At 69.3% G+C, this 26,957-nt stretch carries 20 protein-coding genes and 7 pseudogenes; 16 read left to right on the plus strand and 11 right to left on the minus strand.

Annotated elements, in window-relative coordinates; translation table 11 throughout:
• The first annotated feature begins 27 nt into the window (after window positions 1-27).
• Both J8M50_RS17565 and J8M50_RS17570 read left to right on the plus strand, forming a co-directional pair.
• Window positions 28-1,599: an ABC transporter substrate-binding protein gene (locus J8M50_RS17565; RefSeq protein ID WP_263303528.1), complete on the plus strand. Its 1,572-nt coding sequence runs from the start codon at window positions 28-30 to the stop codon at window positions 1,597-1,599.
• Between the two features lie 84 nt (window positions 1,600-1,683).
• Complete coding sequence (locus J8M50_RS17570; protein ID WP_010358231.1) at window positions 1,684-2,580, plus strand: Gfo/Idh/MocA family protein; 897 nt, start codon at window positions 1,684-1,686, stop codon at window positions 2,578-2,580.
• On the opposite strand, the gene lnt is transcribed toward J8M50_RS17570, so the two are convergent.
• From lnt to J8M50_RS17590, 3 genes are all read right to left on the minus strand, one after another.
• The gene (gene lnt, locus J8M50_RS17575; protein WP_010358233.1) at window positions 2,513-4,186 is read right to left on the minus strand and encodes an apolipoprotein N-acyltransferase; all 1,674 of its coding nucleotides are present in this window, start codon (window positions 4,184-4,186) and stop codon (window positions 2,513-2,515) included. The two genes, J8M50_RS17570 and lnt, sit on opposite strands and share 68 nt — an antisense overlap.
• 48 nt (window positions 4,187-4,234) lie before the next feature.
• Window positions 4,235-4,708, minus strand: a complete 474-nt coding sequence (locus J8M50_RS17580; protein WP_010358235.1) for a nuclear transport factor 2 family protein — start codon at window positions 4,706-4,708, stop codon at window positions 4,235-4,237.
• A 213-nt stretch (window positions 4,709-4,921) separates the two neighbouring features.
• On the minus strand, window positions 4,922-5,515 hold the full coding sequence (locus J8M50_RS17590; RefSeq protein ID WP_029184413.1) for a DUF4291 domain-containing protein: 594 nt from the start codon (window positions 5,513-5,515) through the stop codon (window positions 4,922-4,924).
• 560 nt (window positions 5,516-6,075) lie between these two features.
• On the opposite strand from J8M50_RS17590, the gene J8M50_RS17595 reads away from it, so the two are divergent.
• Entirely contained in the window at window positions 6,076-7,344 is a 1,269-nt protein-coding gene (locus J8M50_RS17595; RefSeq protein ID WP_010358237.1) for a hypothetical protein, read from the plus strand.
• Between the two features lie 122 nt (window positions 7,345-7,466).
• On the opposite strand, the gene J8M50_RS17600 is transcribed toward J8M50_RS17595, so the two are convergent.
• Entirely contained in the window at window positions 7,467-8,060 is a 594-nt protein-coding gene (locus J8M50_RS17600; RefSeq protein ID WP_010358238.1) for a hypothetical protein, read from the minus strand.
• 426 nt (window positions 8,061-8,486) lie between these two features.
• Here J8M50_RS17600 and J8M50_RS17605 point away from each other — a divergent pair, with 426 nt between their 5' ends.
• Window positions 8,487-9,224, plus strand: a complete 738-nt coding sequence (locus tag J8M50_RS17605; protein ID WP_010358239.1) for an SDR family oxidoreductase — start codon at window positions 8,487-8,489, stop codon at window positions 9,222-9,224.
• A 92-nt stretch (window positions 9,225-9,316) separates the two neighbouring features.
• Here the strand turns inward: J8M50_RS17605 and J8M50_RS17610 are convergent, their stop codons facing one another.
• The 3 genes from J8M50_RS17610 to ung form a co-directional block, all read right to left on the minus strand.
• Complete coding sequence (locus J8M50_RS17610) at window positions 9,317-9,496, minus strand: hypothetical protein (RefSeq protein ID WP_075662633.1); 180 nt, start codon at window positions 9,494-9,496, stop codon at window positions 9,317-9,319.
• 152 nt (window positions 9,497-9,648) lie between these two features.
• Window positions 9,649-10,134 (minus strand): hypothetical protein, encoded by a 486-nt coding sequence (locus J8M50_RS17615; RefSeq protein ID WP_010358241.1) that lies wholly within the window; start codon window positions 10,132-10,134, stop codon window positions 9,649-9,651.
• Between the two features lie 144 nt (window positions 10,135-10,278).
• Window positions 10,279-10,965, minus strand: a complete 687-nt coding sequence (gene ung, locus J8M50_RS17620; protein WP_029184414.1) for a uracil-DNA glycosylase — start codon at window positions 10,963-10,965, stop codon at window positions 10,279-10,281.
• 133 nt (window positions 10,966-11,098) lie between these two features.
• Between ung and J8M50_RS17625 the strand changes: the two genes are divergently transcribed.
• Window positions 11,099-11,611 carry a DinB family protein gene (locus tag J8M50_RS17625; protein WP_029184415.1) on the plus strand — a complete coding sequence of 171 codons (513 nt, stop codon included), beginning with the start codon at window positions 11,099-11,101 and terminating at the stop codon, window positions 11,609-11,611.
• Between the two features lie 718 nt (window positions 11,612-12,329).
• Here J8M50_RS17625 and J8M50_RS17635 read toward each other — a convergent pair.
• Window positions 12,330-12,470: pseudogene (locus J8M50_RS17635) on the minus strand (UDP pyrophosphate phosphatase); the annotation flags it as partial.
• Window positions 12,471-13,168: 698 nt separating this feature from the next.
• Here J8M50_RS17635 and J8M50_RS17640 point away from each other — a divergent pair.
• The 3 genes and pseudogenes from J8M50_RS17640 to J8M50_RS49695 all read left to right on the plus strand — a co-directional run.
• Entirely contained in the window at window positions 13,169-14,752 is a 1,584-nt protein-coding gene (locus J8M50_RS17640) for an ATP-binding protein (protein ID WP_010358249.1), read from the plus strand.
• Window positions 14,753-14,861: 109 nt separating this feature from the next.
• A complete protein-coding gene (locus tag J8M50_RS17645; RefSeq protein ID WP_010358250.1) occupies window positions 14,862-15,728 on the plus strand; it encodes a hypothetical protein in 867 nt (288 codons plus the stop codon).
• 6 nt (window positions 15,729-15,734) lie between these two features.
• Window positions 15,735-15,977, plus strand: a pseudogene (locus J8M50_RS49695) (ArsR family transcriptional regulator); the annotation flags it as partial.
• A gap of 986 nt (window positions 15,978-16,963) precedes the next feature.
• On the opposite strand, the gene J8M50_RS17655 reads toward J8M50_RS49695, so the two are convergent.
• Both J8M50_RS17655 and J8M50_RS17660 read right to left on the minus strand, forming a co-directional pair.
• On the minus strand, window positions 16,964-18,067 hold the full coding sequence (locus J8M50_RS17655) for a sensor histidine kinase (RefSeq protein WP_010358252.1): 1,104 nt from the start codon (window positions 18,065-18,067) through the stop codon (window positions 16,964-16,966).
• A complete protein-coding gene (locus tag J8M50_RS17660) occupies window positions 18,061-18,789 on the minus strand; it encodes a response regulator transcription factor (RefSeq protein WP_006378898.1) in 729 nt (242 codons plus the stop codon). Before J8M50_RS17660 ends, J8M50_RS17655 begins: the two co-directional genes overlap by 7 nt.
• A 242-nt stretch (window positions 18,790-19,031) precedes the next feature.
• Between J8M50_RS17660 and J8M50_RS17665 the strand changes: the two genes are divergently transcribed.
• The 5 genes and pseudogenes from J8M50_RS17665 to J8M50_RS17685 form a co-directional block, all read left to right on the plus strand.
• Window positions 19,032-21,302, plus strand: a complete 2,271-nt coding sequence (locus J8M50_RS17665) for an MMPL family transporter (RefSeq protein WP_006379207.1) — start codon at window positions 19,032-19,034, stop codon at window positions 21,300-21,302.
• 180 nt (window positions 21,303-21,482) lie between these two features.
• A pseudogene (locus tag J8M50_RS17670) lies at window positions 21,483-22,075 on the plus strand (lactate utilization protein LutB domain-containing protein); the annotation flags it as partial.
• Window positions 22,072-22,710: pseudogene (locus tag J8M50_RS17675) on the plus strand (LutC/YkgG family protein). The pseudogenes J8M50_RS17670 and J8M50_RS17675, both read left to right, overlap by 4 nt.
• A gap of 243 nt (window positions 22,711-22,953) precedes the next feature.
• Window positions 22,954-23,406, plus strand: a pseudogene (locus J8M50_RS17680) (acetaldehyde dehydrogenase (acetylating)); the annotation flags it as partial.
• Window positions 23,403-23,678, plus strand: a pseudogene (locus J8M50_RS17685) (hydroxymethylglutaryl-CoA lyase-like TIM-barrel protein); the annotation flags it as partial. The pseudogenes J8M50_RS17680 and J8M50_RS17685, both read left to right, overlap by 4 nt.
• 52 nt (window positions 23,679-23,730) lie before the next feature.
• Here the strand turns inward: J8M50_RS17685 and J8M50_RS17690 are convergent.
• Window positions 23,731-24,119, minus strand: a pseudogene (locus J8M50_RS17690) (DUF302 domain-containing protein); the annotation flags it as partial.
• A 196-nt stretch (window positions 24,120-24,315) separates the two neighbouring features.
• On the opposite strand from J8M50_RS17690, the gene J8M50_RS17695 reads away from it, so the two are divergent.
• The 3 genes from J8M50_RS17695 to J8M50_RS17705 are packed head-to-tail and all read left to right on the plus strand — an operon-like array spanning window position 24,316 to window position 26,821.
• A complete protein-coding gene (locus tag J8M50_RS17695) occupies window positions 24,316-25,680 on the plus strand; it encodes an MBL fold metallo-hydrolase (RefSeq protein ID WP_006378722.1) in 1,365 nt (454 codons plus the stop codon).
• A 35-nt stretch (window positions 25,681-25,715) separates the two neighbouring features.
• Window positions 25,716-26,081, plus strand: a complete 366-nt coding sequence (locus tag J8M50_RS17700) for a rhodanese-like domain-containing protein (protein WP_010358255.1) — start codon at window positions 25,716-25,718, stop codon at window positions 26,079-26,081.
• A complete protein-coding gene (locus J8M50_RS17705; protein ID WP_006378575.1) occupies window positions 26,078-26,821 on the plus strand; it encodes a sulfite exporter TauE/SafE family protein in 744 nt (247 codons plus the stop codon). Before J8M50_RS17700 ends, J8M50_RS17705 begins: the two co-directional genes overlap by 4 nt.
• The last annotated feature ends 136 nt before the right edge of the window (window positions 26,822-26,957 follow it).

The following is a 26,957-nucleotide window of genomic DNA, read 5'->3' on the forward strand; positions in this document are numbered from 1 at the left end:
GGCTGATCGAGGAGCGTGCGCGTGTTCATGAAGCGAAGCCTGCGGGGTGTGGCGGCGATCGCCTCCCTCGGGATGGCCGCAGGCTGCGGTTACCTCTCCGACAGCGGTTCCGGGGACAAGGGGCCCATCGTCGTGGGCACCACCAGCGCGCCCAGCACTCTCGACCCGGCCGGAGCCTGGGACGGCTCCTGGGAGCTGTTCCGCAACGTCTACCAGACGCTGCTCTCCTACCCCAACGGGGCGACCTCGCCCGAGCCGGACGCCGCCCAGAGCTGCTCCTTCAGCGCCGATCACCGCGTCTACAGCTGCGAGTTGAGACCCGGGCTGAAGTTCTCCAACGGCGACAAGCTCGACTCCGAGGCCGTCAAGCATTCCGTCGACCGCATCCGCGCGATCAACGCGCAGACCGGTCCCGCCGGGCTCCTCGGCTCCCTCGACAAGGTCGAGACCAAGGGCGAGCGCGTCGTCGTCTTCCGGCTCAACAAGCCCGACGCGACCTTCCCGTTCGTCCTCGCCACCCCCGCGCTCTCCCTCGTACCCGCCGTCGCCTACCCCGACAACTCGCTGCGCAAGGACTCCCGGGTCATCGGCTCCGGGCCGTACCGGCTCGACGCCTACGACCAGGGCAAAGAGGCCGTCCTCGTCCGCAATCCGACGTACAAGGGGTCCGCCGACCGCAAGAACGACGCCGTCACCATCCGCTACTTCCAGGACTCCGCCAGCATGGTCAAGTCCCTGCGCGGCGGCGGCATCGACATCACCTACCAGGGGCTCGCCGCCGACGACGTCGTCTCCCTGGAGAACAAGAGCGACGAGAACGAGGGACTCGAACTGCACGACGGCGCCGGGAGCGCCATCAACTACCTCGTCTTCAACCCCAAGGACCCGGCCGCGAACAACATCGCCGTACGCAAGGCCGTCGCCCAGACCATCGACCGGGGCGCCATCGCCCACAAGGTCTACCAGGACACCGTCGAGCCCCTGTACTCCATGGTCCCGCAGGGCCTCACCGGGCACACGACGCCGTACTTCGACGTCTTCGGCGAACCCGACGCCGGCAAGGCGCGCAAGATCCTGAACGCGGCCGACGTCCCCACGCCCGTACCGCTCACCCTCTGGTACACCACCGACCGGTACGGCTCCGACACCGGGCTCGAATTCAACGAGATCAAGGCCCAGTTGGACGCGTCCGGGCTGTTCCGGGTGACGCTCAAGAGCCGGCCCTGGAACGATTACGTCCTCGGGTACCAGAAGGGGGAGTACCCCGTGTTCGGGCGCGGGTGGCAGCCGGACTTCCCCGACCCCGACAACTTCGTCGCGCCGTTCGTCGGGCGGCAGAACGCGCTCGGTACGCCCTACGACATCAAGCAGATCACCGACGTACTGCTCCCGCGCTCCCGCGAACAGAGCGACCGCGCCGACGTCGTCAAGGACTTCCAGGCGGCCCAGCAGCTCTTCGTCGAGGACGTGCGGCTGCTGCCGTTGTGGCAGGGGAAGCAGTATCTCGCCGCGAGCGAGGACATCGCGGGCGGGGAGCGGTCGCTGGACCCGGCGACGATCATGATGGTGTGGGAGCTGTCGCGGAAGACTAGCTGGTGAGAGGGGTTCCCGGGGGCGGCGCTCTCGGTCGCCGGACCCGCGCCCCCGTATGCTGCGAAGCGGACGGCGACGTGAGGAGTAGGCGTGAAGGTCGGCTGCATCGGGCTCGGGGACATCGCGCGGAAGGCGTATCTTCCGGTGCTGGGCGGGTCGCCGGGGCTCGAACTGCACCTGCACACCCGAACTCCCGCGACGCTGAAGGAAGTCGGGGACGCGTTCCGGGTGCCGGTCGCCCAACGGCACAGCGAACTCGATGAGTTGCTCGCCCAGGATCTCGACGCCGCGTTCGTGCACGCGCCCACCGCCGCGCACCCGGAGATCGTGACGCGGCTGCTGGAGGCGGGCGTGCCGACGTACGTCGACAAGCCGCTGGCGTATCAACTCGCCGACTGCGTACGGCTGGTGGAACTCGCGGAGGCGCGCGGCGTCTCGCTGGCCGTCGGGTTCAACCGGCGTCACGCGCCCGGGTACACGCAGTGCGCCGACCATCCGCGCGAGCTGATCCTCATGCAGAAGAACCGCATAGGGCTCCCGGAGGACCCCCGCACGATGGTGTACGACGACTTCATCCACGTCGTCGACACGCTGAGGTTCCTCGTGCCGGGCGAGGTCGAGGACGTCACCGTGCGCGGGCGCGTCGAGGACGGGCTCCTGCACCACGTCGTCCTGCAACTCGCGGGCGACGGTTTCACCGCGCTCGGCGTGATGAACCGGCTCAGCGGGTCGAACGAGGAGGTCCTGGAGGTCTCCGGGCAGGACACGAAGCGGCAGGTCGTCAACCTCGCGGAGATCATCGACCACAAGGGCCAGCCGAGCGTACGGCGGCGCGGGGACTGGGTGCCGGTGGCCCGGCAGCGGGGCATCGAGCAGGTGGTGCTGGCGTTCCTCGACGCCGTGCGCGCGGGCAAGACGCTCAGCGCACGGGACGCGCTGGCGACGCATGAGCTGTGCGAGCGGGTCGTGCGCGAGGTGTCCGCCTGAGCCTGAGGGTGACGGCGTACGCGGCGAGCGTCAGGAGTGCCGCGTACACCGTCCAGTCACCGTAACGGGCGTACAGCGTACGGCCGTTGGCCAGCGGGACCTCGTACACGGCCGTCGCGCTCGTGCTCGTGCCGAGGGTCCTGCCGACGTGGTGGCCCGACGGGTCGTACACCGCGGAGACGCCCGTGAGCGTCGCGTGGACGAACGTCCGGCCCGTCTCGGCGGCGCGCAGGGCGCCCAGGGACGCGTGCTGCGCCGGGGCCCAGCTGTGCTGGAACGACGAGGTCGAGGACTGGGCCACGAGGATGTCGGCGCCCTTGCGGGCGAGGCTCCGGCTCATGTCGGGGAACGCGGTCTCGAAGCACACCATCGGGCCGATCCGTAGGTCGTCCCCTACGTCCATGAGGACCTGGCGTGTGCCGCGTTTGCGATCCTCGCCGGCCGCCTTCCCGACGGACGTGGCCCAGCCGAGCAGCGAGCGCGCCGGGATGTACTCCCCGAACGGCACCAGCCGCATCTTGTCGTACCGGTCGCCGGTCGGGCCGTCCGGGCCCACCAGGATCGAGCTCTTGTAGATGCCGGGGCGGTCCGAGCGGCGCGCGTCCACGTTCACGAGGATGTCCGCGCCGGTCGCGCCCGACAGTGCGGCGAGGCGTCCGGCCAGGTCGGGGCGGTCCTTCAGGTCGTACCCGACACTGCTCTCGCCCCACACGATCAGATCGACATCTTGTCCGATGAGCTGCCGGGTGAGCTGCTCCTCGCGGTCGAACCGGCGGTCGGGGCCGTCGATCACGCCGGCCTGAACGACGGCGATCCTCGTCCGGCCGGTGGTCTCGGGGCGCGGCGCGCCGACGTACGCGGCGGAGGTCGCCGTCGCCGTGGCCAGCAGCGCGGCCAGGGCGGGCGTACGGGAGGCAGGTACGGCGATCAGGATCGCGAGGGCCGTGTTGACGGCGATGACGAGGAAGCTGAGCAGCCAGACGCCGCCGACGGAGGCGAGCCGCAATGCCGGTTCGACCTGCCATTGGCTGGCGCCGAGCATGCCCCAGGGGCCGCCGAGGCCTTGCCAGGAGCGGACGAGTTCGACGAGGAGCCAGGCGGAGGGGAGGACGAGGAGGGCGGTTGCGGTTTGTTTGCGGGTGGGGGGTGTTGGGGTGAGGGCGTCTCGGCTGGGCTCCTCCTCGCCGGGCATGCCTCGGCCTGGCTCCTCCGCGCCGAGCACCTCGCCACCGGGCTCGCCCCGGCCCCGTCCGGTGTGATCATCCGACCCGCCGCTTTCGAGCCCCGTACCCAGCAGCCTCCGTACCAACCACCCCCACGGCCCCCACAACGCCCCCAGCAACCCCGCGATCACGAACGTGAACACGTTCAGGCTCGGCAGCAGCCAGTGGTGCATCGCCAGCATGAACCCGAACCCCCCGGCCCACCCCTCGTACACCGCCCGCTTCCCCGTCGGCGCGGTCCGCACGAGCAGCAGCCACGGCACCAGCGCCGCGTACGCCCACCACCACAGCCCCGGCGCGGGGAACGCGAGCACCGGCAGGGCGCCGGCGAGCGCGGCGAGCGCCGTACGGGTACGGGGGGAGGTCGACCAGCGGGTTGTCATACGGCGCCTCCCTGTCGATGTGCGTCCAGTGTGCGCGGGCCCGGCGGTCTACGACAGGGGCGGCTCGGCCAGTCGGCGCCATTTCTCCTCGACGACGACCTCCGTGAACCGCCATCCGGCGGACGTCCGCACGAGCGTGAACGCGTACCGTCCCCCGGCGACGAAGTCCGGCACCGTCCCGGGCGCCTCCCCGTTCGCGAACCGCATCGGGTTGACGAAGTCCGCCCGCACGCGGGCCGTGTCCCCGAGATCCTGCTCCAACTGCCCGAACTCGACCCGCCGGTTGACGATCAGATGCTGCCGCATCACGAACAACGGCATGCTCTCCGCCAGCCACGCGACAACCTCTCGCACACCCCCCTCGATCCCCCCGGCCGAGGTGTAGTCGGCCCGCCCGTCCCCCACGAACAACGCCTCGTACGCCCCCCAATCGGCGTCGTCCACGGCCCTCGCATAGTCGGTGATCAACTCGTCGACGGCCAACCGGTCCATCACGGTGGCAAGTTCCACACGCTGGGTCATACCACCGAGTCTTGGGGATCACGGGGACAGATCCAAGAGCCCACGACAAACCGTCCTTGAGTTGATATTCGATGACCCCGCCCCTGCCCGACCGGCGAGGCTTGCCGCGTGGAACATCCGAAGCACCAGATCCGAGCCCGGCACACCGACACCACCCTCACCGTGCACCAGGCGTACCGCCCGGAGACCGGCCTCCCGGCGGCCTGGAGGTGGTCAGGGAGACAGGTGGGCCAGAAGTTCTGCTCCGGCGGGGTACTCCTGCTCCTGGGGGAGCAATCGGGCAGCTGAGTCCAGTTGGCCGTCCCTGACGAGTGCGTGGATCTCGCGGGCGAGCGGAGTCACATCGCTGATGGACACGATCCACTCGTCCGCGTAACGCGACGATGCCTCACCCGAGAGCCCCAGTTGCAGCGAGCGGTACGGCAGGGGACGCAGGTGCAGATCACGTTCGGGATCCCACTGCACACGGGCCGGTGCGCGCTTGAGGTCACGCTGCCAGGTGTCGCGATCGGGATGCAGTCCGCGGACGTAACTCGACAGGCAGGCATGGCGCAGCGCCCAGTCGAAGCCGTCGCGAGTGATCTCGACGGCGAGGACGGTCTCCTGGCTCTCCTTCGTGCCCCAGCCGGATCGGTACATCATCCACATGAAACTGGGCTTGATCCACGTCATGCGGCCAGGCTTCCACGCGGCCGGAAAACGGCCGTCTCGGATCGCGGGCAGTCCGATCTCGGAGGAGTACGCCTGGTAGACGGTGATCGTGGACGCTGTGTGGAGCGCGCGGATCCTGTGGAGCGGTTCTTCCATGGCGTACAGCGTGGGCTCGGTCGGCTCAGGTGACCACCGATTTTCGACCCGTTGCTCGATCCGCCGCAGCACGTCGGCCGTAAGCGGCAGACGGTCGCCTGTGCGGGCCACGTTGCGTCCGGGGTCAGAACGGCGGTTCCTCCGTGCAGCCGCCGGTCCAGACTCCACGGGCGTATCGAGCGTGTGCGGCAATGTCAGCGGGACTCTCCAAGGCGGTGATCTCGTAGCCCCAGCTCTTGAGTGCGTCCAGACAGCGGTTGCGGTGGTAGCGGTTGGTACTGGTGGCAAGGAGGAAGCTGAAACGACACGGTCGAAAACACGCACTTCTGGATATTCGTCGAGGTCATCAGCGTTGGCATGACGCTCGGCGACGGCAAGGCACTCGTCGTCGGCGTCTTAGGCGAGTGATCCTAGCCAGTCCAGTAGGGCCGCCCTCACCGGACAGTCTCCTCGGATCGGCGCTGTCGCTCAGCATGGTCTGGGCAACGCGGCTCCTGGACTGTCCGGTTGGCCAGCAGGGTAGGGCTCTGTCCTGACGTGTCGTTGGCGAGGGGGCGTGTGTGGACGCGGAATTGTGGCTGGGTCTGGTGGGCGCGCTGATAGCCGCCGGCGGGTCGTACTACGCGTGGCGTGCCCTGGACCAGGCTGTCGTCGGAGAGTCTCGGGCCAAGTTCGTCAAGGAACGGACAGACCTGCGTCAACGGTTTGTCCAGCTGTGCGAACTGGCTGCTGACATGCATGTTCTCGCCCGCCCTTCGCTGGAGCGCATCGGTGGAACGTCCTTGTTGTGGGAGGCGGACATGCGCCCGCCTACCCCTGTCCCCTTGTCAGCGGTGATGCTGGAATGGCAAGACACGTTGCCACCCGTCAACCTGCCGTTGTTGCAGGCGGCGCGACGCTGCTTGCCAAAGGAGTCGAAAGCGAACCGATACGAGCGCTATTCCTCCGCCATGGGCGCCCTGGCGCGTCCTAATCTCTTCGAGGATCGCCCGTCCTTTCGCCTTGCGCGGGCCGACTGGTCTCACCCGGGAGGGCCTCGTCTGGTCTTCGGCACTGGCCGGTACTTCGATCTCATCGACCAAAACGAGGCTGTGGCTCACGAACTGGTCGTGGCCACGCGACGGGCACCCGAAGAGAGGCCTCCCTGGCGAGCGGTGCCGATGCGTAGGCTCCTGGCTGACGATCCGCTTTCGCTGGAGAAACGCATTGTGCTCCCTGCCGTCGCCACACTGACTCTGCGACGTACGCCTGACGGACAGGGCACGTTCTTTCTCCTCTACAGAGAACCCGGGCACGTCGCTACGGGAGAGGGAACCTACGGCCCGATCCCCGCCGGCATGGTTCAGCCTGCATCGTTCTCGCCTCTTGCGCACCGTCAGGACCTGGATCTATGGCGCACCGTCATGCGCGAATACAACGAGGAGTTGCTCGGAGCGCCAGAGGCCAAAGGGGACTCGGGCGCTGAAGTGGACTACAGCCAGCCCCCATACAGCTCGCTCAACGCTGCCGTAGCGGAGGGCTCGTTGCGTGTGTGGTGTCTGGGCATGGCGTTGGAGCCATTGAATCTTGCTGTATGCGTTCTGACCGTGGCGGTATTCGAAGCGGACGTGTTCGACACGATCTTCGCCGAGACGGTCGAGCGGAACGAAGAAGGCATCGTGGTGGGCGGACCACGTTCAAACGGGACCATCACTGGCCTGCCGCTCGACTCGGCCAGTGTTGACGATCTCCCTTCGAACCGTATGTCGTCCCCTGCCGCAGGGATACTCCAACTTGCGTTGCAGCATAAGGATCTTCTGCTGTCGGACCCCGATCGCCTCCAGGCGTGAAAGGTCTGTGAATGCGGCTTGATATGGATCATCAAGCCGCATTCACAGCTCTCATCCATGCCGTTGGTGGCATGGTCCTGATGTGTGAGGGGGGCAGGACCTGTGCGGTCAGTCGTACGTCGTTACTTGGCAGCCGTCGGCTTGCTGAGCTTGTCCAGCTGTGCCTTGATGATCGCTTTCGGTACGCCGGCAGGCGCCTTGCCGTTCGGCCCGCCGGGACGGTTGGAGGTGGTGAACATGGCAACCGTGGCCCCTTGTCGAACAGCCACCACCGCATAGGGAACCCGGACCGGCTCGTCGCCCTCGCCGTACGACGCCAGTTGTGTGAGCCGGAGGGACACGGATTCATCGCCGTAGCCAGGGTCGGGTTGGAGTTGGACCGCGTCGTAGTCGAAGTCCACCAGAATGTCCTTGAAGGTCTTGCACCGCTCGGCGGCTGTCCGCAACGCGTCGATCACCTGCCTGGCATCTCCTGGGCTGTGCGACGAGAGGGTCATGTGCGCACTGGATCCGCGCTCCTTGGGAGAAATGAGCCGGGCGATGCGCGCGGTGGCCGCGAACCCACTGCTGCCGCCCACCGCCTGCATGGCAGGCGCGCATTCGGCAGGGTCCGCCGTCTTGCGGGACGCAAAGGTGGCAGCGATTTCCCGCTCCACTTCGTAGCCGACGAGATCTGCGCCGGTGATCGTCGCCCGCTCCAGGTCCGCCTTGCTCAACGGCTTGTCCTCTACACCGGACGTCCCGGTCGGCTCCGATGCTGCACCTGCCCGGGAGTCCTGCCCGGTTCCGCATCCGCCAAGCACCAATGAAGTCATGAGCATGGCAATCACGATGCCGGAACGTGCCTGGCGAACCACTGTTTCTCCACCCGTTTGATTCTGTGACGCGAGCCCATAGCCCCGGCTCAAGACAGTGAGCAACACGGTAGATCGTCCGCTTGGAAGAGGCGTGGGTTTTGAAGCTCAGGGCGGCTCCAGGGGGCGAGCGGAAGAGCTGTGAACCCTGCCTCTCGCATCATGTGCCGGAACTGCATGGGGAACTGGCCCCGCCCGTCTCGCCGTTGCCGGACGGACAACCGGTATGCCGGGTCCCACGCCGTGGATCTATGGTGAGGTCCGCTGTCGCACACCCCGGAGGCCCGCATGTCCCCTGTCACTGTCGTCACCGGTGGGAGCCGTGGCATCGGCGCGGCGGTCTGTCGTCGGCTGGCTGCCGACGGGCACGACGTGGCGATCGGGTACGTCCGGGACGCCGGCGCGGCGCAGGAGGTCGCCGGCGCGGTACGGGACGCCGGTGCGCGCGCCGTCGTCGTACGGGTCGACACCTCCGTCGAGGCGGACGTGGAGCGGCTGTTCGAGGTCGCCGAGGGGCAACTCGGCGCGGTGACCGGCCTCGTGAACAACGCGGGGGTCACCGGCCCGCTGGGTCGCCTCGCGGACGCCGACCCCGTGGATCTGCGGCGCGTCGTGGACGTCAACTTCCTGGGCGTACTGCTGTGTTCACGCCGGGCGGCGCAGCTGATGGCCCCTCGGGGCGCTGGGTCGATCGTCAACATCTCGTCCGCCGCGGCGACACTCGGGAGCCCCGGGGACTATGTGCACTACGCCGCGAGCAAAGCGGCCGTCGACGCGCTGACCGTCGGGCTGTCCAAGGAACTTGGGGCCGACGGTATCCGCGTCAACGCGGTCGCGCCGGGGATGATCGACACGGAGATGCACGCGGCAATGGGGGACCCGGATCGGGCACACCGGGCGGCGTCGGCGATCCCGCTGGGGCGACCGGGGCGGGCCGAGGAGATCGCGGGGGCGGTGGCGTGGCTGCTGTCGGGGGAGGCGGCGTACACGACGGGGGCGGTGCTGCGGGTGGCGGGCGGGAGATGAGGGGGGCAACGCCTTGGCGGCAACTGGCGTAGATCGTGCGCGCACACTCACGCCGACACGACGAACGCCCTCACCGCTCTCCCCGCGGAGCGCTACGCCGCCTCGACCACCTCGCCGCGTATCGCCTCGGCCCACTCCACGACCAGCAACTCGTACTCCGCGCGCTCGTGCGCCGACAGCGACCCGCCCGCGCGCAGCCACAACGACCTGATCCGCTCGTTCAATTCTGCAGCGGACCGCACGGAACCAGGGGCACCAGGATCGGGGGACATGCGGACAAGCCTAGGGGCAAGCGCTGACAGTCCGCTACCGCCCGGCTACCCGAACCGTATGGGGTTGGTCACGGCCTTGTGGATCAACGCCCGTACGGCTCAGGAGGGTTGACGCCCGACGCCGCACGCGGCACACCGCTCACCCGCGAACCTCACCGCCCGACCGGCCCCCAGAACCCCCACACCTCCCCCTCGCCCTCCCCCAGCCTCCCCGCAAGCCTTTCGATGGCCTCCCGCACCCCCGAGCTGTACCCGTCCTCGCCCAGCCCCCGGGCCGCCACCCGGGCCGCCCGCAGATGGGTGCGTGCCGCGTCGGGACGCCCCAGCTTCTCGTAGTCGGCGGCGAGGTTGAGGTGCAGGGAGGGGTAGAGCGAGCGGACGGCGGACGGCGTCTCGTCGGCGGCGGTCAGCGCCCGGAGGTCCCAGGCCAGCTCGTCGGAGGGGTCGTCCTGCGTGTCCGCGAGGTAGTGCGCGAGCGTGCACCGATGCGCCGGCTCCCCCTCCTCGCCCATCTCCACCCACATCTCCAGCAACCGGTCCCGCGCCTCTTCCCGGTCACCCCCGTGATGCAGCATCACGACCTGCCCGATCCGCGTCATCAACGCGTCCGCGACCTCCTGCTCCCGCTGCTCCGCCACCGCGTCCTCCGTGCCAGGTCGTCCATGCCACCCACGACGCTAACCGCACGGACCGAAGATCCCGGTCGGCGACACCGCACCCGGCGCGACCGGCCGACGCGTACCCCCCCCACACAACGCCGACCGGCCGAAGCACTCACGGCCTCACTTCAGGTTGGGAATCGTCCAGTCGATGGCCGCATGCCCCTGCGCGGCCACAGCCTCGTTGATCTGCGTGAACGGCTGGGACCCGAAGAACCCCCCCTTGGCGGACAACGGCGAGGGATGCACCCCCTGCACCACGACGTGCCGCTCCTCGTCGATGAGCCGGGCCTTCTTCTGCGCGTAGGCCCCCCACAGCACGAACACGGCGGGGTCGGGCCGAGAGGCCACCGCGCGGATCACCGCGTCCGTGAACTTCTCCCACCCCTTGTTCTTGTGGGAGTTGGCCTCACCGGCGCGAACGGTCAGCACGGCGTTGAGCAGCAGCACGCCCTGCTGGGCCCACGGCATCAGATACCCGTTGTCCGGAATCGGCGCCCCCAGCTCGGAGTTCATCTCCTTGTAGATGTTGCGCAGGGACGGCGGAATCCGCACACCGGGCCGGACGGAGAAGCAGAGCCCGTGCCCCTGCCCCTCGCCGTGGTACGGGTCCTGACCGAGGATCAGCACCTTGACCTGGTCGTACGGCGTGGCCTCCAGCGCCGCGAAGACCTCCTCGCGGGGCGGGTAGACGGGACCCTTCGCCCGCTCCTCCTCCACGAACTCGGCCAGCTCCTTGAACCAGGGCTGCTCCAGCTCGTCCCCCAGGACCCCGCGCCAGGACTCGGGCAGCATGGCGGTGTCGGTCACGTCATCGTCCTTCGGTCGTGCGATGTCTTCCACTTCCAGAACTTACCGCCGCCCACTGACAATTGGTCCCGGGGGATGTTCGGCGAGCGAAAAGGCGTGGTCAGGTGGGGTGAGGTGGGGGATCATGCCCGGCATGAGCATTGAGCGAACCGAGCCCGCGCAGGACGCGTCCGAGCGAGAGATGTTGGAGGGGTGGCTGGAGTATCACCGGCAGACTCTGGCCTTGAAGTGCGAGGGGCTCAGCGATGAGCAGTTGAGGACCGCCGCCGTGCCGCCGTCGGAATTGTCGTTGATGGGACTGGTGCGGCACATGGCGGAGGTCGAGCGGGGGTGGTTCCGGGAGGTGCTCGTGGGGGAGGACATCCCGGGGATCTACTTCACCGACGCCGACCCCGACGGGGAGTTCCACCTCACCGAGGCGGACACCTGGGCCGAGGCGTACGGGACCTGGCAGGCGGAGATCGCGGTCGCTCGCGAGAACGCCGCGCGGTACGGGCTCGACGAACTGTCCCTGGGCAAGGGCCGGTCCAGCGGGGAGCCGTTCAACCTGCGGTGGATCTACACGCACATGATCGAGGAGTACGCGCGGCACAACGGGCACGCGGATCTGCTGCGCGAGCTGATCGACGGGGCCACCGGGGAGTGACGTCAGTTCCGGCTGACGTGAACCGTCCGTACGGGGCAGGAGATCACCCTTGCGGGGCAACCTCCGCTCGTCCGTGGCCCCTTCGGGCGCCGGAGCCGACAGAGTTGCGCGGGTGCACCGTACGACGACTACCGCGACCCTGCTGGTGACTGTCGCCGCGTCCGCTCTCACCGGATGCGTGACCGTCCAGCATCATCCGACCGCGCCGGGGGCTTCCGCCGTGCCTGTGCCTGCGCCCGCTGTGCCGCCGTTGCCCCGTCCCGACGGGAAGGGGAGGGTTCGGGTGATTCAGGCGCCGGCTCGGGAGGCGTTGGACATGGTGGCGCCGGCTCGGACGGAGGCTCCGGCTCGGCGTAAGGGGGTGGAGCCGGTGCCGGTGCCTGCGGCGCGGGGGCGGGAGGAGGTGGGGGGTCGGGAGAAGGTTCATCCTCGGCGGTCCGCCGTGCCGCATGAGCCTGCTGGGCCCCGGATTGAGATTCCTGATGTGGAGTCGGAGGTTCGGCGGCGGGCGGATGTGTGTGCGTTGGGGCGGCAGTACGGGGGGTGGCGGGAAGGTAGTCCCGAGGCCCGGATTTGTGATGAGGCGTACGGGAGGTAGCGCCAGCCGAAGGGGGGTGTGGGGTTGTGTGGCGGCTGCGGCGCCGTCGTGGCTGGTCGCGCAGTTCCCCGCGCCCCTAAAAGCGTTGGGTCCCCGTCGGCTCTCAGGTGAAGAACCCGCTCAGCCCGCCGATTCCGCCGCGTGCGGGCTCAGCTCTCCCGCCGTCACCAGTGCGATGATCACGATCCCCAGCGCCACCCGGTAGTACACGAACGGCATGAACGACTTCGTGCTGATGAACTTCATAGACAAACCTATGACGACTTTGACGGAGTGGACTTGACCTGCGGGTTTCCACCACTTTTCAAGATCGAATGTGAGAGCACTGGGAGATGGCACCTTCCAGTGCTCGCTTTCGCTGGCCACGAAGCGCAGCCACCTGGTGTGCAGCGAACCTGCAATCTTCTGCTCCATGGCCAGAGCAACGGGCGAGAAGAGACCATCCACGTCGGCGGCCTCGCGGCCCGTGCGGGTCTCCACGGCGATGCGACTGTGTCGATCTTCGTCCAGCCACTCCTTGCCGCCGTGACGAAGCAGGCACAGCTGCTTCCCGGCGTTCGTGGTCGCGGGGAACCGGCCCCTGGCCCGCGGCCAAACTGTCCGACGAGGCACTGGCCGCAGTGCGCGCCTCGGTCGCTCACCAGCCCGGATGAGATCTTCGGCAAGGGCAGGATGCATGAGGCCGACTGGGACGATGAGGACGACAATGTGCCCCGATGGGCTGATCGGCAAGCGAAGAGCTGTGCCGCGGTGACCTGCATGCCCTGGCGGTCGCCGGAGGCGTTCCAGCGGTCACCGCACCCCAGCGGGTGCTGGCCGCGTTTCTGCGTCGGGCCGCCGGGTGATCCCTGCACCGGGGCGCCGCTGCTGTGGCACTCGTGCCCGTAGGGGGCGGTGTAGCCGGTGGTCGGGTGCACGGTCGTCTCAGGTTGTCGGTGCCGTCGGCTAGCGTGCGAGGTATGCGCTACTTCAACACGGCCGGGCCGTGCGTCCCCACGCGTCACTACATGGTGCCGGCCCCAGAGCGGCTGCCCAGGGCCCGCGGGTACATCGAGCAGGGCCAGTACTTCGTGGTGCACGCGCCACGGCAGACCGGGAAGACGACGGTGCTGGCGGCGATGGCCCGGGAACTGACGGCATCGGGCCGGTACGCGGCGCTGCACTTCTCGTGCGAGAGCGGGGAGGTGGCCGGGGAGGACTACGGCCAGGCCGAGCTGCTGGTGCTGGAGGCGATTCGGCGGTCCGCGGAGTCCGCTGGGCTTCCTGATGAGCTCGCGCCCCCCGCATCCTGGCCCGACGCGGTGCCCGGGTCCCGGCTCACGCGGGGGCTGGCTGAGTGGGTGCGGAGCTGTCCGCGTCCGCTGGTGCTGTTCTTCGACGAGATCGACGCGCTGCGGGGGCAGAGCCTGCGCAGTGTGCTGCGCCAGTTGCGCGATGGCTTCACCGTCAGCCGTGGCGGCTTCCCGCATGCGGTGGTGCTGTGCGGGCTGCGGGATGTGCGTGACTACAAGGCGGCCTCGGGCGGGGATCCGGGGCGCCTTGGTACGTCGAGTCCGTTCAACATCAAGGTGGCGTCGCTGCGGTTGGGCGACTTCACCGCGGCCGAGGTCGCCGAGCTGTACGGGCAGCACACCACGCAGACGGGCCAGGATTTCACGGTGGATGCGCTGGAGCGTGCCTTCAGCTTTACCCAGGGACAGCCGTGGCTGGTCAACGCGCTGGCCCGGGAGGTCGTCGAGGAGATGGGGGTGCCGTCGGACACGCCGATCACGGCCGAGCACATGGAGGAGGCGAAGGAGCGGCTGATCCTGGCGCGTGCGACGCATCTGGACTCGCTGGCCGCCAGGTTGGGCGAGGACCGGGTGCGGCGGGTGATCCAGCCGGTGATCGCGGGCGAGCTGCTCCTGCCGACGGACACGTACGACGACGATCTGGCGTACGTGCGCGACCTGGGGCTGGTCGCTCCGGACGCGCCGGTGCGGGTGGCCAATCCGATCTACCAGGAGGTCATTGTCCGGGTCCTGGGAAACAACACGGAGGGCCAGGTCGTCGCCGCCCCGAGCAGCTTCCGGCTGCCGGACGGCCGGATCGACATGGACAAGCTGCTGCGCTCCTTCGCCGAGTTCTGGCGGGAGAACGGCGAGATCCTGGCCACCGCCTCGACCTACCCGGAGGCCGCGGCACAGCTGGTGATGATGGCCTACCTGCACCGGATCGTGAACGGGGCGGGTTTCATCGACCGGGAGTACGGGATCGGCCGGCGGCGCGTGGACCTGCTGATCCGCCAGCCCTACACCGCTGCCGACCGTTCGCGGGCGGTGCAGCGCGAGGCGCTGGAGCTGAAGGTGTGGCGCCAGGGCCGCACCGACCCACTCGCCGAGGGGCTGGCACAGTTGGACGACTACCTGGACCGCATGGAGCTGTCCACGGGCACCCTCGTCGTCTTCGACACCCGCCCGCAAGCAGCCACGGTCCACGAGCGCACCGCCTTCTCGCAGCAGACCACGCCCTCCGGGCGCACCGTCACCCTGCTGCGCGCCTGACGGCCGGGAGTCAGCCAGGAGCGCCCCCGGATCTTCCTCCCGTGGCCGTGTTCCCGGAGCAGCACGGGTTCGGTGCGGGAGCCGAGATCTTCGGTGCCCAGTACGCGACGTGCCCGGCCACCCGGGTCACTGGTGGCTGGCCTGCGACGTGTCGAACTACGGCATCGCCTGCAGACACTGCAACAGCGGCGGAGCCCGCTACAACGGTGTCCGGGAAGGCCGCGCCAAGGGCAGCCAGTTCCCGGTCATAGGCGGTACCCGCGCCCGCGCATCAGCCGATGACCTGGACCGCGAACAGCCGCTGCTCCCAGCCCACCACAGCGACCCCGACCTGCTCGGCTTCGACAGCGCCGGCTACGCCCGGCGCAGCAGCACCCCCTACTCGCAGGCCGAAGCGAAACGCGGCCTGTGCCGCGCCGACGAAACCATACGGATCCTCGCGCTCAACGACTCCCACCTCGTCCCGCTCCGCAGCCGCCTCATGCGGGCGGTCACCGTACTCGCCCGCTACGGGGACGATCCCGCCATCCAGCAGCTGATCGACGACAAGGTGGGGCCCAAGGCGCCATACAGCTCAGCAGCCGCCATGGCCCTGGCCCTGCAGCGCGCCTGCGACGGGCCCGCCGCCGCGCCCACACCGGCCGCAACGACGCCCGGCATCACACCCACCATCGACCCGACACGCTCCCGAGTCGACCTGCACGACCTGCTGGAACATCTGGACCCGGACGACCTGAAGGCCGGCATCACCCTCACCGGCCGACGCGAGAAGAAGGCGCACCAGGCGGTCCTGAACCACGAGGGCCAGATCAACGTCCTGGGCCGCCCCTGGCGCACCCCGACCACCGCCGCCAGGGCCGCGACCGGCAGCAACAAGATCGACGGCTGGGACTTCTGGCGTCTGACCATCGCCGGTGTGGAGCAGACCCTCGCCGAGTTCCGCGCCACGCACTTCCCGGCCACCGCACCGGTGTGAGAGGGCGGAACTGTCCGCCTCGCCGGCGACGGTCTCCTGCTGATCCCTTCGGTCTTCGTCGGGAATATCGCCGCCCACCTGGAAGACCCCTGGCCCAGGACCTTGATCTACCCTGCCCGCGGCACCGCCGCCCTGCGGGGCGAACAGGAGACCGTCCCTCAACCGGACGCGCTGACCGCTCTGGTCGGCCGGGCCCGAGCCCGGCTGCTGGTGGCGCTGGACGCCCCGGCCAGTACCCGGCGTACAGCCTGACTCGTCTGCCGCCCCGTATTTCCACAGGTCAGCGACCCAGGGCGGCTTCACCGCCCGCCGTGGGGCGGGTAAATGGGCAGGGCGAACGCCCCGTAGCCCTTGATCAACACCGCGCCGCGGGGAGGCAACGCAGGAGGCGAGGTCAGCTACCTGCGGTTTTGCCCACGCCGGTCCGTATTTACGCGTCAGAGGCTATGTTTAATTGATAAACAAACACTTGGGGTCGAATCCGGGTCGAATTCGGGTTCGCGTATTGTCGTTCCCGTCCCACCGACATGCGGCAGATGCGGTCATTCCGGGCGTTGAAGGTGGTCCGGCATCGGTCTGTAGTGGACATCCAGGCGCCGGACAGGTTCACAAGTACATGTACGAGGTGTCTTCTTGTCGACCAGCTCGGGCTGAACTCGATCACCGGTGGGGCGCCCTGCGGCAGGCCCTGGAAGTGATCACTGCGAGAGCGTCTCGTTGATCGCTCCCGCCAAGAACCACTGGTTCCTGGCGAAACTCGTCGTGTGGTGAGCTTCCCCTGCTGTCAGGGTCTCCACCGTACGAGGGGAACCACAAACTGACGGTCACGGCCCTCGCCCCGCCCAACACCACCGCCGAGGTTGTCCTGCCCGGCGACAGCGACGGCGTCGAGGTGGGCTCGGGCCGCCACACCTGGACGGTTCCGTTCGACGCCGACCCCGCCGAACGAACGCCCCTGTCGGTGGACATGAGCATGGACGACCTGCTGGACCGCGAAGAGGCGGCCCGTGCCTTCAAGGAACTGATGACCGCATACGTCCCGGAGGCCGCCGCCTTCATCGAGGGCGGCTCAGGGGCTCCACAGGCACTACGGTCCGGGCCATCGCCGGGATGCTGCCCGGTGGCGACAGCTTCCTCGCTGACCTGGAGAAGAAGTTCGCGGCCTTGGACGGCCGTGTCCGACAGACGGGTCTGCCCGCTCGTCACGAGCGGGCCCCCGGGACAGGCCGCCGAAGTCAGCATTCAGCGCGATCTGCCGACGAGCGCGGCAGTGTGTCCCGATCGACCGATACCGACCCGGTGCGGGACGCGGGCAGAAGGACGTCCACCCGCGTGCCACGGCCGGGGACGCTGTCCAGACGGATCCTGCCGTGGTGCAGGTCCGTGATCGCCGCCACGATAGCCAGTCCCAGCCCGCTGCCTCCGTCGACACGGCTGCGGCCCTTGTCGGCGCGATAGAACCGGTCGAAGACGTGGGTGAGCGACTCATGGGGGATACCCGGGCCGAAGTCCTCCACCCGTAGCATCACCTCGTCGCCCGACGTGCTCAGAGTGACCCGACAGGGAACATCCGGTGCCGTGTGCATACGGACGTTGCCGAGCAGATTGCTGAGCAGGCTCCGCAACTGGGCCTCGTCCCCGCTGACTGTCACGTCGGGCTCGATGTACGCCCCGGTCGGCCGTGACGGCTCCACTGCCCTGGCGTCGCGGCAGCAGTCGCGTACGAGCCCGCTCAGGTCAACCGGCTCAAGACTTGCCTCGTCCTGCTCGTCGAACCGGGCAAGCCCGAGGAGCGACTCGACCAGCCGTGTCATGCGATGGATCTCGGAGAGCATCCGCTCCACCGCCTCGTTCACCGCGGCCCGGTCCGGCAGCGCCCCGCTCTGGTACAACTCGGCGTAGCCGCGCAGGGATTGGAGCGGCGTGCGCAGTTCGTGCGAGGCGTCCGCCACGAACTGACGCATCCGCTCCTCGGACTGCTCGCGGGCGGTGAGCGCGGCCTGGATCTGGTCGAGCATCCCGTTCAAGGCGTCCGCGAGGCGTCCGACCTCCGTGGTGGGTGCTGAGGCGGCTACGGTCAACCGCTGGGCGAAGTCGCCGGCGGCGATGGTGTCGGCCGTGTCCGCAGCCCGCTCCAGCGGGCGCAGTTCCCGCCGTACGACAGTAGTGCTCACCAGGGCCACACCGGTCAGCCCTGCCAGTTCCACGAGCACGATCACGGCCGGATCGCCGCTGAGAATCCAGCTGAGTGCCGTGGCTGCCATGGCGCCGGCGCACAGCACCGTGACGACCATGCTCAGGCGCGCGCGAAGCGGCGACCGGCGCAACCGCTTCAGCATCCCGGCTCCCGGATGGCGTAGCCGATGCCCCGCTGGGTGTGGATCAAGGGTGGACCGAGCGCGTCGAGTTTGCGGCGCAGGTAGCTGATATACGTGGCGACCACGGTGTCGTCGCCGTTGAAGTCGTACGACCAGACGTGTTCGAGGAGTTGGGCCCGGGGCACGATCCGACCGCTGTGCAGCATCAGGTAGCGCAGCAGCCGGAACTCGGTCGGGGAGAGACCGATCGCAGTGCCGCCGCGGCGTACGGAGTGGGTGGCCGGGTCGAGTTCGAGGTCGGCGACCCGCAGGACGGAGCTCTCGTGCTCGGGTCTGCGGGTGCGGCGCAGCACAGCACCGATCCGGGCGGCCACCTCGTCGAGACCGAACGGTTTGGTGACGTAGTCGTCACCACCCGCTGCGAGTGCCTTGACCAGGTCCTTACGTGTGTCACGTGCGGTGAGGAAGACAACCGCGTGCGGGAGGCCGTCGGCGCGCAACCGCCGCATGACCTCGATGCCGTCGCCGTCCGGGAGCATGATGTCCAGCAGGATGAGCTCGGGAAGGTGGTCGCGGGCCTCGGCAAGGGCTTCCTTCACCGTGGCGGCCGTCCGGACCTCGTAGCCGATGAACCGCAGGAAACGGCCGACGGTGTCCAGGATCGCCGGCTCGTCGTCGACGACGAGCAATCGCCCGAGCGGTGGCTCGGACTCCGCCACGGCTGCGGCGTTCTCGTCGGGCATGCGCGTCAACCCTTTCCTCAGTGCCGCGGGACCCTGCCCGCCTTCGGTGCTCAATTGATCGTCTCCGACCCGCGTGGCGCGTTCCATGGGAGTTGTGTGTGAACAGCGGTCCCGAAGGGCCGTTTCGCGGAGTGTGGCCCGGAGGCGTTCCTACGGTGGATAAGGCAGGCCTCGGCGACTGGCGTCCTCCACCGGTCGGGGCACTGCTCATTTCCCATTCCCCGGCCATCGGGAGTCTTCGCGTGTCCACCCTGCTGTACCGCCTGGGCCGTTTCGCCTACCGGCGGAAATGGTCCGTCATCGGCGCTTGGTCCGTACTGCTGCTCGTCGCGGTCCTGGCGGCCCTCGGCCTGATGAAGCCGTTCACCACCTCGACGACCATCCCGGGTACCGAGGCCCAGCGCACGCTCGACGTCGTGCAGGCAGAGTTCCCCAGCGACCAGTCCCACCTCACCGGAAGGATCGTCTTTCGGGCCCCACGCGGTGAGACCCTCACGACCGGCGACGTGGCCCGCATCGTACGGCGAACGGTCGATGAGGCGGCGGATGTTCTGGGCGTCAGGTCGGTCACCGCACCCTCCGCGTCGTCGGGGACGGTCTCGGCCGACGGCCGGACGGGCATCGCCGCACTGACCTTCACCACCGACAAGACCGGCACCCTTTCCGAGGCGACCACCAACGGCGTCGAGCGACTCGTGGCCGAGGCACGTCGCGAGGGGCTGACCGGGGAGATCGGCGGAGACGCCTTCTCCAAGGTCGAGGTCAAGGTGATGGGCCCCGGGGAAGCCGTGGGCGTGCTCATCGCCCTGGGCATTCTGGTCTTCGTCTTCCGCTCCCTGCGTGCCGCGGTCATTCCCGTCGCGACCGCGCTCGTCGGGGTTGCCGTGGGTGTGCTCGGCCTGCTGAGTCTGACCAGCGTCGTCACGATGGACAGCACCTCGGTGATCCTCGCCGTGATGCTGGGCCTGGCCGTGGGCATCGACTACGCCCTGTTCATCGTCTCCAGGCACCAGACCCAGGTCAGGGCGGGCATGGAACCAGAGGAGTCGGCCGGCCTGGCGACCGGGACGGCCGGTGGAGCGGTCGTCTTCGCCGGCGCGACCGTCGTCATCGCACTGGCCGCGCTCTCCGTGGTGAACATCCCGTTCCTTACCGTCATGGGACTGGGTGCTGCGGCGACGGTCGTCGTCTCCGTGTCGATCGCCGTCACACTGCTGCCGGCCGTACTCGGCCTGATGGGACGGAACATCGCCACCAGCACGGTCCCCGTCCTGCGTCGTTCCGTCGAGCGCGCCCCCGTCTCGGCACGTCAGCCCGCAGGGCAGCGTTGGGCGGCCATGGTGGCCCGCCGCCGGTGGAGCGTCTTGCTCGTCTCTCTGGTGGGCCTGGGCGTCCTCGCTGTCCCTGCGGCGGATCTCCGACTGGGGCTCGGCGGCACGCAGGATCCCGACACCTCCGCGGGCAGGGCACAGAAGCTCGTGGACGACGGATTCGGCCCCGGCTACAGCGGCACGCTGGTCGTGCTGGTACAGGGTGAAAGGACGGAGGTCGTCCCGGCCGCCGAGCGCATGGCCGGTGTGGTGCGGGACCTGCCTGGGGTGGCCTCCGTGACCCCCGCGGTCCGTGCCGAGTCCGGTCATGCGGCACTGCTCAGCGTCACATCCACCGGTGGCCCGGAGACCGAGACGACCAAGCGGGTCCTGGCAGAGATACGGAACGCCCGAGGCGCCGTGGAGAAGAACAGCGGCACCGAGATCAATGTCACCGGCACCACCGCCGTCAACATCGACGTGGCGAACAAGCTCTCCTCCGCCCTGCCCGTGTACTGCCTGCTGGTGATGGGCCTGGCGCTCCTCCTCCTCGTCGTGGTGTTCCGCGCCCTCGCCGTCCCGCTCAAGGCGGCCCTGGGGTTCCTGCTGTCCCTCGGTGCTTCGCTGGGCGCGCTGGTGGCGGTGTTCCAGTGGGGCTGGCTCTCCGACCTGCTCGGCATCAAGACCACCGGCCCGGTCCTGAGTTTCCTGCCGATGCTGCTGGTGGGCATCCTCTTCGGCCTCGCTATGGACTACGAGGTCTTTCTCGTCTCCCGGATGCGGGAGGAGTACGCCCATGGGCTGCCGCCGGTCGAGGCGATGGTCCGCGGATTCGGGCACGGCGCGAAGGTCGTGATCGCTGCCGCGCTGATCATGATCGCGGTGTTCGGGTCGTTCGTCTTCGCCGACATGCAGGTCATCAAAGGCATGGGCTTTGCGCTCGGCGTCGGCGTGCTCCTGGACGCGTTCGTTGTCCGGATGACGCTTGTCCCCGCCGTGATGGCGGTCCTGGGCCGTAAGGCATGGTGGCTGCCCCGGTTCCTGCACCGAGCGCTGCCGGACATGGACATCGAGGGGGAGCGACTGACGAGCAGGCTGACGCAGGCGTCCGGGCCGGCGGGATGGGATCGGGCGGCACGGCAGCCGCGCGACGCCGACCGGGCGGCAGCCCCGGTGAGCGGCGCGGGTGCACGACGGTACTGAGGAGCCCATCGGCGTGTGGGCGGCGCCAGGAGTTGACCGCACGCCGATCTGGAAGTGGTCCACATCAGAAAACTATCAACGTTCGGGATTCGAGTATGCCTGTCTCCTGCAGGGGGTGATCCGCGCGGGCGTTGGACCCGGTTCCTGTTGAGCGTGCCGATTCTTCGAAGTCGGCCGCTTCGCTCCGATTCCGTCGCCGACGAGGTCGGCCGCCAGGCCCTGCACTGCATCTGCTGCTCGGCCTGTCTCAACGTCTGCCCGGTCTACGAGTGGGCCTGCGGCCACGCTTCCGGCCACGCCTGCGGCTCGGTCTAACCGGGCCCGATCGGTGCGATCCTCAGCCCCCAACTGCGCGGCACGGAAAGCGAGATCGACGCCCCGCTGCCGTACGCCTCCTCGCTGTGCGGGGCCTGCTACAAGGTCTGCCCGGTCGCCATCGACATCCCCGAGGTGCTGGTGCATCTGCGGGAACGGGTCGTTCAGGGCGGGCTGGTGGTCCGCGAGGGCAACAAGGTGGTGCTCAAGCCCGCCAAGGGGCACGCGGCCGAGCGGGCGGCGATGCGGGCGGCCCGCTGGGCGTTCGCCCGCCCCGGTGTCCTGCGCACCGGACAGCGGCCGACCTCGCGCACCCGGCGGCTGCATCCGCGTTCGCTTCCGGGGCCGGGCAGGCCTGGAGCGGTACCCGGGATCTTCCGGCCCTACCCGTGGAGCCGTTCCGCGACTGGTGGCCGCGGACCGACGGCGGCCGCTCGGAGAAGGGGGGCTCGAAGTGAGCAGCAGGGAGCGGATCCTGGGCCGGGTGCGGCGCGCGCTGTCCGATGTCTCGGGCGAGGACGCTCCGATCGAGCGGACGTATCTGCGGGAGCACGGGGACCGCGGCGTCGAGGAGACGGCGGACCTCCTGGCCGAGAACCTCGCCGACTACCGGGCGATCGTGCACCACTGCACCGCAGCGGACCTGCCCGCGACGCTCGCCGGGATGCCGGCGGCGCGGGGTTCCAGACGGTCCTGGTGCCGTCGGGGCTGGAGCAGTCCTGGCTCGCGGACGCCGACGCCGAGCAGGTCCCGGACCGGGCCGAGCACCCCGCACGAGCTGGACCGGATCGACAGTGTGGTGACGGCGTGCGCGGTGGCCGTCGCCGAGTCCGGCACCGTCGTCCTCGACGGCTCCCCCGGCCAGGGCCGCCGCCGCATCACGCTCATGCCCGACCAGCGCATCTGCGTCGTACGGGTCCCGGACCAGGTCGTCTCCGCGGTGCCGCAGGGCCTCGAACGCCTCGAACCGGTAAGTCCGTTGACGTGGATCTCCGGTTCTTCAGCGACCAGCGACGTCGGGCTGGACCGGGTCGAGGGGGTGCACGGTTCGCGCACCCTGGAAGTGATCCCGGTGAACAGGAATGGCGAGTAGGAAATGCTCGCATCGGGCTCTGCTCACCTCCTGCGGTAGGAAAGCAGGATCGTCTGAGGTCCGTGGAGAACGACGATCTGAGAGCCGTGCTGCCGCGGAACGGAGCCCTTCTGTGCATCCGTGCCAGTTCGTCCGCCAGGCTCGGTCCGAGGGCGTCCAGCCGGACTCGTGCGCTTGGAGGCTGATGCGGGAACATCAGCCGTGCCTCCGCCACGGCTCGCTCACCCAAAGTCGCGAGCAGGCCGCGCCTTCGTGCGATCCGAGACCACGACGACCGCCGGAGCGATCGAGAAGGTCGGCGGCGCACAGCGCGGCAAGGCGATCATCGTCCTGAACCCCGCCGAGCCGCCGCTGATCATGCGTGACACGGTCTTCGTCCTGGTCGACGCCCCCGACCCGGCCGCCTGGTCCGATATCCGGCAGAGCATCGAGAAGATGGTGGCCGACGTGGCGGCCTACGTCCCGGGGTATCGGCTCAAACAGCAGACGCAGATCACCGAGATCCCCGGCGACCAGCCACTGGACACCCTGCTCGAAGCCGGCACCCGGCGCCCCACCCATCAGGTGTCGGTGTTCCTGGAGGTCGAGGGCGCCGCACACTATCTGCCCGCCTACGCAGGCAACCTCGACATCATGACCGCGGCGGGACTCCAAGTCGCCGAGCGGATCGCCGCAGCGAAGGCGGACAGCCGATGACCACGCAGATCTACGTCCAGGACGTCACCCTCCGGGACGGCATGCACGCCGTTCGCCACCGCATCAGCCCTGTCGATGTCGCCCGCATCGTGACAGCGCTCGACGAGGCCGGCGTGGACGCGATCGAGATCGCACACGGCGACGGTCTGGCGGGCAGTTCGGTCAACTACGGGCCCGGCTCGCACACCGACTGGGAGTGGATCGAGACCGCGGCCTCCGTACTGAAACGGGCCCGGCTCACCACTCTCCTGCTGCCAGGCGTGGGCACGATCCGCGCACCGCGTGCCGGGGTCGGCCAGATGCCGAACCGGGGAGAGGGCAGGTGGCGGCCAGGGCGCTGAGCGCGGCGTCGAGTCGGGCGGTGGCTTCGTCGGCGACGGGCTTGAGGGCGTCCAGGCCGGTGAGGTGACCATGGTGTCCGGGTCGAGGGCCTGGACGAGCGTGTGGTCGCCGTCGCGGCGGACGACGACGTTGCAGGGCAGGAGCAGGCCGATGGAGCGGTAGGCCTCCAGGGCGTGGTGGGCGAGCGGCGGGTTGCAGGCGCCCAGGATTAGGTAGTTCTCCATGTCGTGGCCGAGCTTGGCCTTCAGCGTGGCCTGGACGTCGATCTCGGTGAGGATGCCGAACCCCTGGTCGGCCAAGGCCTGGCGGACGGCGGCGGTGGCGGCGTCGAAGTCGGTGACGGCCAGTCGGACGGTGCGGTCGTAGGACACGGTGCGCTGCTCCTTCGGTGAGGCGGAAAACCCGGTTCCTTGATACCCCGCCGGGTACCCGGCGCAGCGGACGCAATGCCGCACCCGGAGATATGGGGGACGTCCAGGACCACAGGAATACCCCCCGGGGTACCCCTGTTAGGGTAGGTGCCGAATACCCCCCGGGGTACACCGTTCTTGTGGAGGAGCCGCAGTCGTGTTCTTCGTCGACACTCTTGAGTTCGAGGGTCTGGGCAACCGCAGCTACCTGGCCGGCGGGGCCGCTGCCGCGGTGGTTATCGATCCGCCGCGCGACATCGACCAGGTGATCGCCGCCGCCGCCAGGCGCGGGGTGCGCATCGCGTACGTGGCGGAGACCCACGTGCACAACGACTACGTCACCGGTGGCCTGGAGTTGGCCCGCGTCACCGGCGCCTCCTATCTGGTGCCGGCCGCGGCGCACGTGTCCTTCGCCCGCACCCCGGTCGCCGATGGCGACACCGTGGACGTGGACGCGGGTCTGGTCCTGCGTGCGATCGCCACGCCCGGGCACACCCCGCACCACACCTCCTACGTCCTGGAGCAGGACGGGCGCGGCGTGGCGGCGTTCACCGGCGGATCGCTGCTGATCGGTACGGTGGGCCGCCCTGACCTGGTGGAGCCTCGGCTGACGGAGCAGCTGGCCCGGGCCCAGCACGCCTCCGCCCACCGCCTGACCGCCGAGCTGGACGACGAGGTGCCGGTGCTGCCCACCCACGGGTTCGGCAGCTTCTGCTCCTCCGCCCAGGCCGAGGGGGACGCGACCACGATCGGCAAGGAACGCACCAGCAACGACGCGCTCACCCTGGACGTGGACACCTTCGTTCAGCGGATGCTCGCCGGGCTGGAGGACGTGCCCGCCTACTACGCGCACATGGGCCCGGCCAACGCCGCCGGCCCCGCCCCCGTCGACCTCACCCCGCCGAGGCGTGCGGATGCAGGCGAAATCTCCTCCCGGCTGGCCGCCGGTGAGTGGGTGGTGGACCTGCGCAGCCGCATGGCCTTCGCCGAGGGGCACGTGGCCGGCTCGTTCAACTTCGAGGGCGAGGGCAAGCTCGCCACCTACCTGGCCTGGCTGATCCCCTGGGGCAAGCCCGTCACCCTGCTCGCCGACACCCCGGAGCAGATCAGCGCCGCGCAGCGGGAACTCGCGCGGGTAGGCATCGACCGCCCGGCCGCCGCCGCCACCGGCGACCCGGCCGGCTGGGTCCATGAGGGCGAGAGGCTCGCTTCTTTCCCGCGTGCCCGCTTCGCCGACCTTGCCCAGGTGCGCGAGCGCGGCGACGAGGTGGTCGTCCTGGATGTGCGCCGGGACTCGGAGCGCGTAGGCGGCTACATCGACGGCTCGGTCCACATCCCGATCCACGAGCTGCACGGCCGTATCGGCGAGGTGCCGGACGGGACGGTGTGGGTGCACTGCGCCGGCGGGATGCGCGCGGCGATCGCCGCCTCCCTCCTCGATGCCGCCGGCCGCAAGGTGGTCGCCGTCGACGACGCCTTCGACGCCGCGGCGGATGCCGGGCTGCCCCTGGCCTCCGCCTGAGTTCGGCCGATCTCCCGCAAGGAAGGAAGCGTGTGATGTTCCTCTTTCGCCGAAACGGGCCCCGTGTCACGGTCGACGAGGCACACAGCCGTACCAGCGGCGACCGGCCTGACGCCGTCCTGCTGGACGTCCGCGAGAAGCCCGAATGGAACTCGGGCCACGCCCCGGGCGCCATCCACGTACCGCTGACGAACCTGGTCGCCGGCGCCATCCTGCCCGCCGAGGCGCAGGGCCGTCCGCTGGTGGTGATCTGCCGCAGTGGACACCGCTCCCAGCAGGCCGCGAAGCTCCTCACCGACCGCGGAGCGCAGGTGGTGGACGTCGAGGGCGGTATGAACGCGTGGGCCGCCGCCGGGCACCCGGTCGTCGACGAACGCGGGAACAGCGGCCGGATAGCGTGACCGTACTCGTTCTCGCCCTCATCGCCGGGGCCGTCATCGGTCTCGCGCTCGGGGCCCTCGGCGGCGGTGGCAGCGTCCTTGCCGTACCGGCACTGATCTATCTGCTCGGCTTCACCCCGGCCGCCGCCACCACCGCCAGCCTGATCATCGTCACCGCCACCTCCGCCACCGCCCTGTACGCCCACGCCCGCGGCGGGAACGTGGCATGGAAGACAGGGGCGTTGTTCGCTGCGGCGGGCATCGTCCCCGCCTTTCTCGCCGGAGCTGTTGCAGGGCGCCTGCCCGAAGCGGTGCTGACGGCGGCGTTCGCGGTCATCGCCGCGCTGGCGGCTCTGCGTATGTTGCGTCCGTCCGCGTCCGGGCCGCCGGACCGGATCCGTCCCGGCAGGGCGGCTGGCGCCGGTGCCGGACTCGGCGCCGTGACGGGCTTTCTGGGGGTCGGCGGGGGATTCCTCGCCGTGCCCGCCCTGGTGGGCGTCCTGGGACTGGCCATGCGGCGGGCGGTGGGCACCAGCCTGCTCGTCATCACGGTGAACTCCCTCGCCGCGCTCGCCGCTCGCACCGGCACCGGTGGCGGGCTCCACTGGGAGGTCATCGGCCCCTTCACCGGAGCCGCGATCCTCGGAGCCTGGGACGGCAAACGCCTCGCGACGAAGATCTCCGGCACCACTCTTCAGAGAGTTTTCGCCGGCGTACTGCTGGCAGTGGCGGCCTTCATGCTCGTTGACGTGATCGTCTGAACACGAGGGCCGCGACCGGCTCAGACCAGGACCAGGAGAGCTTCTCCAGCCCCACCGCGCATCTCAGGACCGCCCTCAGTCCGGCTCCCGCCAGATCAAGCTCAGCACACTCCGACACACAAGGATGACATCTGCC

Source organism: Streptomyces acidiscabies (assembly GCF_020010905.1).
Taxonomy (GTDB): domain Bacteria; phylum Actinomycetota; class Actinomycetes; order Streptomycetales; family Streptomycetaceae; genus Streptomyces; species Streptomyces acidiscabies.